This is a genomic window from Micromonospora sp. NPDC047753, assembly GCF_040642735.1.
In the GTDB taxonomy this organism is placed as follows: Bacteria; Actinomycetota; Actinomycetes; order Mycobacteriales; family Micromonosporaceae; genus Micromonospora.
The window spans coordinates 1-4,952 of sequence record NZ_JBEYSL010000496.1; the positions used below are offsets into that span (position 1 = coordinate 1).

Sequence of the window (4,952 nt, forward strand, 5' to 3'; positions counted from 1 at the left end):
TTGGTCTCCTGGTAGAGGTACGACTTGTTGGCCGAGCCACCGCCCTTGGCCATGAACAGGAACTTGTACGCGTCGGGGTGCCCGTCCGGGTCCTCGGCGTACAGGTCCACCTGGGCGGGCAGGTTGCTGCCGGTGTTCCGCTCGTCCCACATGGTCAGCGGGGCGAGCTGGGAGTAGCGCAGATTGAGCTTGGTGTACGCCTGGTAGACGCCCCGGGAGATGGCCTCCGCGTCGGCACCGTCGGTCAGCACGTGCCGACCGCGTTTGCCCATCACGATGGCGGTGCCGGTGTCCTGACACATGGGCAGCACACCGCCGGCGGCGATGTTGGCGTTGCGCAGCAGGTCCAGCGCGACGAACCTGTCGTTCGGCGAAGCGGCCGGGTCGTCGATGATCGCCCGGAGCTGCGCCAGGTGCGCGGGGCGCAGGAAGTGCGCGATGTCGTGCATCGCCTCGGCGGTCAGCGCGGTGAGCGCTGCCGGTTCCACAGTGAGGAACCGACGGCCTCCCGGGCCGTGTACGACGTCCACGCCCTCGTCGGTGACCAGGCGATAGTCCGTCTGGTCGGGACCGGTCGGCAGCAGAGGGGCGTACGAGAATGCGGCGGCACTGCTCATGAGCGGCAAGCCTAGGGCAGACCGGTCGATCACTCCCACCCGCCGGGCGGGTCCTGGGACGCCGCTCTCATCCACCGGGCGCGCCGGGCCCGGCCGCCATCCGGATCATGAGGCGGACGGCCCGCTCAGCCGTCCTTGCCGCCACCCGGGTCGGGGCAGAGTTCCCGCTTCGGCCCGCAGTCGTCGTTGTTGTCCGGCCCGCCGGGGCCGGGGCCGCCCGGCCCGGGATTCCCACCGTCGTCGGGAGGTCGGGCGGGCGAGTTTCCGGACGCGCCGAAGCGGACGTACCCGATCTCCCGCCCCTCACCGATGATCATGCCCTGTGACCCGACGGCGAGGGCGTTCGCCGAGGTGCGCAGAACGGCCAGCTCCCGGCCGGTGCGCGGGTCCAGTGCCGCCAGCCGGGACGGCTTCTCGTCGGCCACCACCGCCGCGTACGGGGTGAGCGCGGCCCCGGCCTTGCCGCTGGCCTGCCGCGTCCAGAGCACCTTCTCGGTGCCCAGCTCACGGGCGATGACGGAACGTTTGTCGGCGGCCCTGAACACCGCCGAACGGTCGTCCACCGCGATCAGCTTGGTGCCCGGCTCACCGACCCAGAGCAGCCGGCCGTCGTACCCGTCGATGACGGTTTCGCGGCCGTCCGGGGCGACGCCGATCAGCACGTTCCGCGCACCCTGCGGGTCCTCGCGTTGCACGCAGCCGGCGGAGTCGGCGGTGCGCAGGTTGATGCCGGCCCGCTGCCAGGCCTCCTGCCCGGTCGCCGAGTCCCGGGCGGAGATGGCGAAGTAGCAGGTGCCGTCCTGGGATCGGGCGGAGATGCGCAACAGCCGGCCGCCCACCACGGAGAGCCGCTCCTCCCGGCCGGGCTCGACGTTCTGCAGCACCCGGCCGGTGGCGGTGTCGACCACGTGGACCCGACCGTCGACCGGGAAGCCCAGCAGCGGAGGCGCGGCTTCCGCCCCGGCCACGCCGTCGTCGATCCGGGTGGCGGTGAGCCGGCGGGTGCCGCGCAGACCTGGATTGTCGGCGAGCAGGCCGCTGTGCACCCCGGGCAGGAAGGCCGTCCAGAGCGGCGTCGTGCCACGCGGGTCCCAGGCGCTCAGGGTGCAGTCGGTGGCGTCCGTGCAGCTGGCGTCGAGGAGCAGGTTGCGGTACGTCCAGACGGCCACCGCGTCATCGTCACGCCGCCGGGTCACCCCGGTCGTCGGGTCGAGCAGCTCGTACCCCTTGACCAGGAGCTTGCCCACGGCCACGACCGGATCCCGGTCACCGCCCGCGACCGCCGCCCAGTCCGCCTTGCGCTCCCAGAGCTGGGCACCGGTGGCCAGGCTGCGAGCCTCGACCCGGGTGCGCTGCTCGACCACCACGGCGTCGCCGGCGATGGTCACGCTGCGCGGAGTGCCGCCGACCCGCTGCTGCCAGACCACGTCGGGCTCGGAGATGGGTTCGCTGCGGTCCACCCAGTCCCACAGGCCGGGGAACGGGTTCCACACGCCGGTCGCGGCGAGCGCGACGACCACGGCGAGGCCAAGCAGCAGCCCACCGCGCACGCTCCCCTTCGCCACCCGCACACCGTAGCCACGATCACGGATCTTCCGTACGCCCGCGCCGCCGTGTCGCCGCGCTTTCTGCGCCCGGAGGTGTTACAGCGCCCTTCCGTCCAGCCGAACAGCGCTGCGCACCAGCGGAAGCGTGCGGTAGGGGATCTGCTCGGCCAGCGCGATGATCGTCGAGGCGCGGGTGATGCCGGCGGACGAGACGATCTGGTCGATGACCCGTTGCAGGTCGGTGTTCGACCGGGCCACGATCCGGCAGAGCAGGTCGCTGGAGCCGGTGATGGTGTGCGCCTCCAGCACCTCGGGGATGGCGGCCAGGTGAGCGGTGACCGGGTCGTGACCGTGCCGCTGAGTGATCTCCAGGGTGACGAAGCTGGTCACCCCGAACCCGATCGCGGCCGGCGCGATCTCGGGGCCGAAGCCCTTGATGACCTGCCGCTCGACGAGCTTGTCCAGCCTCGCCTGCACGGTGCCCCGGGCCACCCCGAGCCGCCGCGAGCACTCCAGCACCCCGATCCGCGGCTCCTCGGCGAGCAGTTCGATCAAGCGCACGTCGAGAGCGTCGAGCTGTACATTCTGCTCACCATTCATGAGTGAAGACCATACCGAATGCGCAACCTGACCAGCATTTCTGCCAACAGTTGCCCACTCGATGCCGGGGCAGCGATCCTCGCCTCAAGAACCGACCACGGCGGCCCACAAGGCCGGCCGGTACGCGAGGGAGCCCACCATGACCCAGGCGATCGACCGACCCAAGTCGACCGAGGACGTCGACGTCGACCGGCTCGTCGGCGCTGTCGACCACGACATCAGCCACGACCCGTTCCCGGTCCGGGGCCTCGACCACGTGCACTTCCTGGTCGGCAACGCCAAGCAGGCCGCCCACTACTACTCCACCGCCTTCGGCATGACCTGCGTGGCGTACCGCGGCCCCGAGCAGGGCTACCGGGACCACGCCCAGTACGTGCTGACCAGCGGCTCGGCCCGGTTCGTGCTGACCGGCGCGGTGCGCCCGGACGCCGAGGGCGCCGAGCACGTGGCCCGGCACAGCGACGGGATCAGCGACATCGCGCTGGAGGTCCCGAACGTGGACGCCGCGTACGCGCACGCCATCGCGCAGGGCGCCGCCAGCGTCGTCGAGCCGCACGACGTGACCGACGAGCACGGCACCGTCCGGATGGCCGCCATCGCCGCGTACGGCGACACCCGGCACACGCTGGTCGACCGGTCCCGCTACACCGGCCCGTTCCTGCCCGGCTTCGTGGCCCGGGGCCCGATCGTGGACCGGCAGCCGATGATCGACGCCGGCATCCAGCCGAAGCGCTTCTTCCAGGCCGTCGACCACGTCGTCGGCAACGTGGAGCTGGGCCGGATGGACGAGTGGGTCGAGTTCTACAAGCGGGTGATGGGCTTCTCCAACATGGCGGAGTTCGTCGGCGACGACATCGCCACCGACTACTCGGCGCTGATGAGCAAGGTCGTGGCGAACGGCACCCGCAAGGTGAAGTTCCCGCTGAACGAGCCAGCGATCGCCCGCAAGAAGTCCCAGATCGACGAGTACCTGGAGTTCTACCAGGGCCCGGGCGCGCAGCACATCGCCGTCGCCACCAACGACATCCTTGCCAGCGTCGACGCGATGCGCGCTGCCGGCCTGGAATTCCTGGACACCCCGGACTCGTACTACGACGACCCCGAGCTGCGTGAGCGGATCGGCAAGGTGCGGGTGCCGATCGAGGAGCTGAAGGCCCGCAAGATCCTGGTCGACCGGGACGAGGACGGCTACCTGCTCCAGATCTTCACCAAGCCGGTGCAGGACCGTCCCACTGTCTTCTTCGAGCTGATCGAGCGGCACGGCTCGCTGGGCTTCGGCAAGGGCAACTTCAAGGCGCTCTTCCAGGCGATCGAGCGAGAGCAGGAAGCCCGCGGCAACCTGTAACACTTGCGAGCGTGACGCAACCTCCGTCGTACCCGACGCCGCCGGCCGGTGGGCCCCGACCCACCGCCGGCGGCTTCGCGCCGCCGCCCGGACCAGACCCCCAGGGGTACGCCCCGCAGTACCGCCATGCCGAGTTCGAGGGAACAGCCGTCGTTAAGGTGTCCCAGTGAGCGAGCGAAGCGGAGCGGTGACGGCGTGAGCGAGCGCAGCGAGCGAACCAGCAGGCTCAGTAGCGTGGCGCCTCGCGCCGTCGCGAAGCGAAGCGGAGCGACGGCGTGAGCGTGCAACCCGGCTGGTACGTCGACCCCGCCGACACCGAGACCCGGCGTTACTGGGACGGCGAGGGTTGGCTCGGTGCGCCCATTCCCGTCGACGCGACTCCGCCGGACGGTCCGCCGCCGGCCGAGCCGCCGCCCGCGCCGGTCACCCCGGCCGCGCCAGCGGCGTCGACGACCCCCGAGTCGGCGACCGGCGCTCCGGGCTGGTCGCCCCAGCAGGGTCCACCCCCTGGGTACGGCCCGCAACCGGGGCACGGCCCGGGATGGGGACCGCAGGCCGGCCCTCCCGGCTGGGGCCCGCAGGGCGGTCCGTCGGGCTGGGCACCACCGGGTGCCCCTCCCGGCTGGGCGCCCCCGGCCGGTCACCCCGGCTGGCCCGGCCGTCCGCCGGAGCCGCGACCGCACGGCTTCAGGTTGGCCGGCTACGGCCGTAGGTTGGTCGCCCGGCTGATCGACTTCGGTCTCGTCCTCGCACTGAACGTGGTTGTCAACGGCTGGTTCGTCTGGCGCTGGGCGCAGGAGTGGGCGCCGTACTGGCAGGAGGTCTTCCGGCGCGCGTCGCGCG

The 4,952-nt window shown here is 71.7% G+C and carries 4 protein-coding genes and 1 pseudogene; 2 read left to right on the forward strand and 3 right to left on the reverse strand.

What is annotated here, in order from left to right; genetic code table 11:
- The 3 genes from ABZ749_RS29385 to ABZ749_RS29395 all read right to left on the reverse strand — a co-directional run.
- A partial coding sequence (locus ABZ749_RS29385; RefSeq protein ID WP_357233495.1) for a fumarate hydratase occupies positions 1-617 on the reverse strand: 617 nt, incomplete at its 3' end.
- A 125-nt stretch (positions 618-742) separates the two neighbouring features.
- Positions 743-2,155: a PQQ-binding-like beta-propeller repeat protein gene (locus tag ABZ749_RS29390; protein ID WP_357233497.1), complete on the reverse strand. Its 1,413-nt coding sequence runs from the start codon at positions 2,153-2,155 to the stop codon at positions 743-745.
- A 105-nt stretch (positions 2,156-2,260) separates the two neighbouring features.
- On the reverse strand, positions 2,261-2,764 hold the full coding sequence (locus tag ABZ749_RS29395) for an Lrp/AsnC family transcriptional regulator (RefSeq protein ID WP_355005914.1): 504 nt from the start codon (positions 2,762-2,764) through the stop codon (positions 2,261-2,263).
- 139 nt (positions 2,765-2,903) lie between these two features.
- Here ABZ749_RS29395 and hppD point away from each other — a divergent pair, with 139 nt between their 5' ends.
- Positions 2,904-4,109 (forward strand): 4-hydroxyphenylpyruvate dioxygenase, encoded by a 1,206-nt coding sequence (gene hppD, locus ABZ749_RS29400; RefSeq protein WP_357193834.1) that lies wholly within the window; start codon positions 2,904-2,906, stop codon positions 4,107-4,109.
- Positions 4,110-4,384: 275 nt separating this feature from the next.
- Positions 4,385-4,952, forward strand: a pseudogene (locus ABZ749_RS29405) (RDD family protein); the annotation flags it as partial.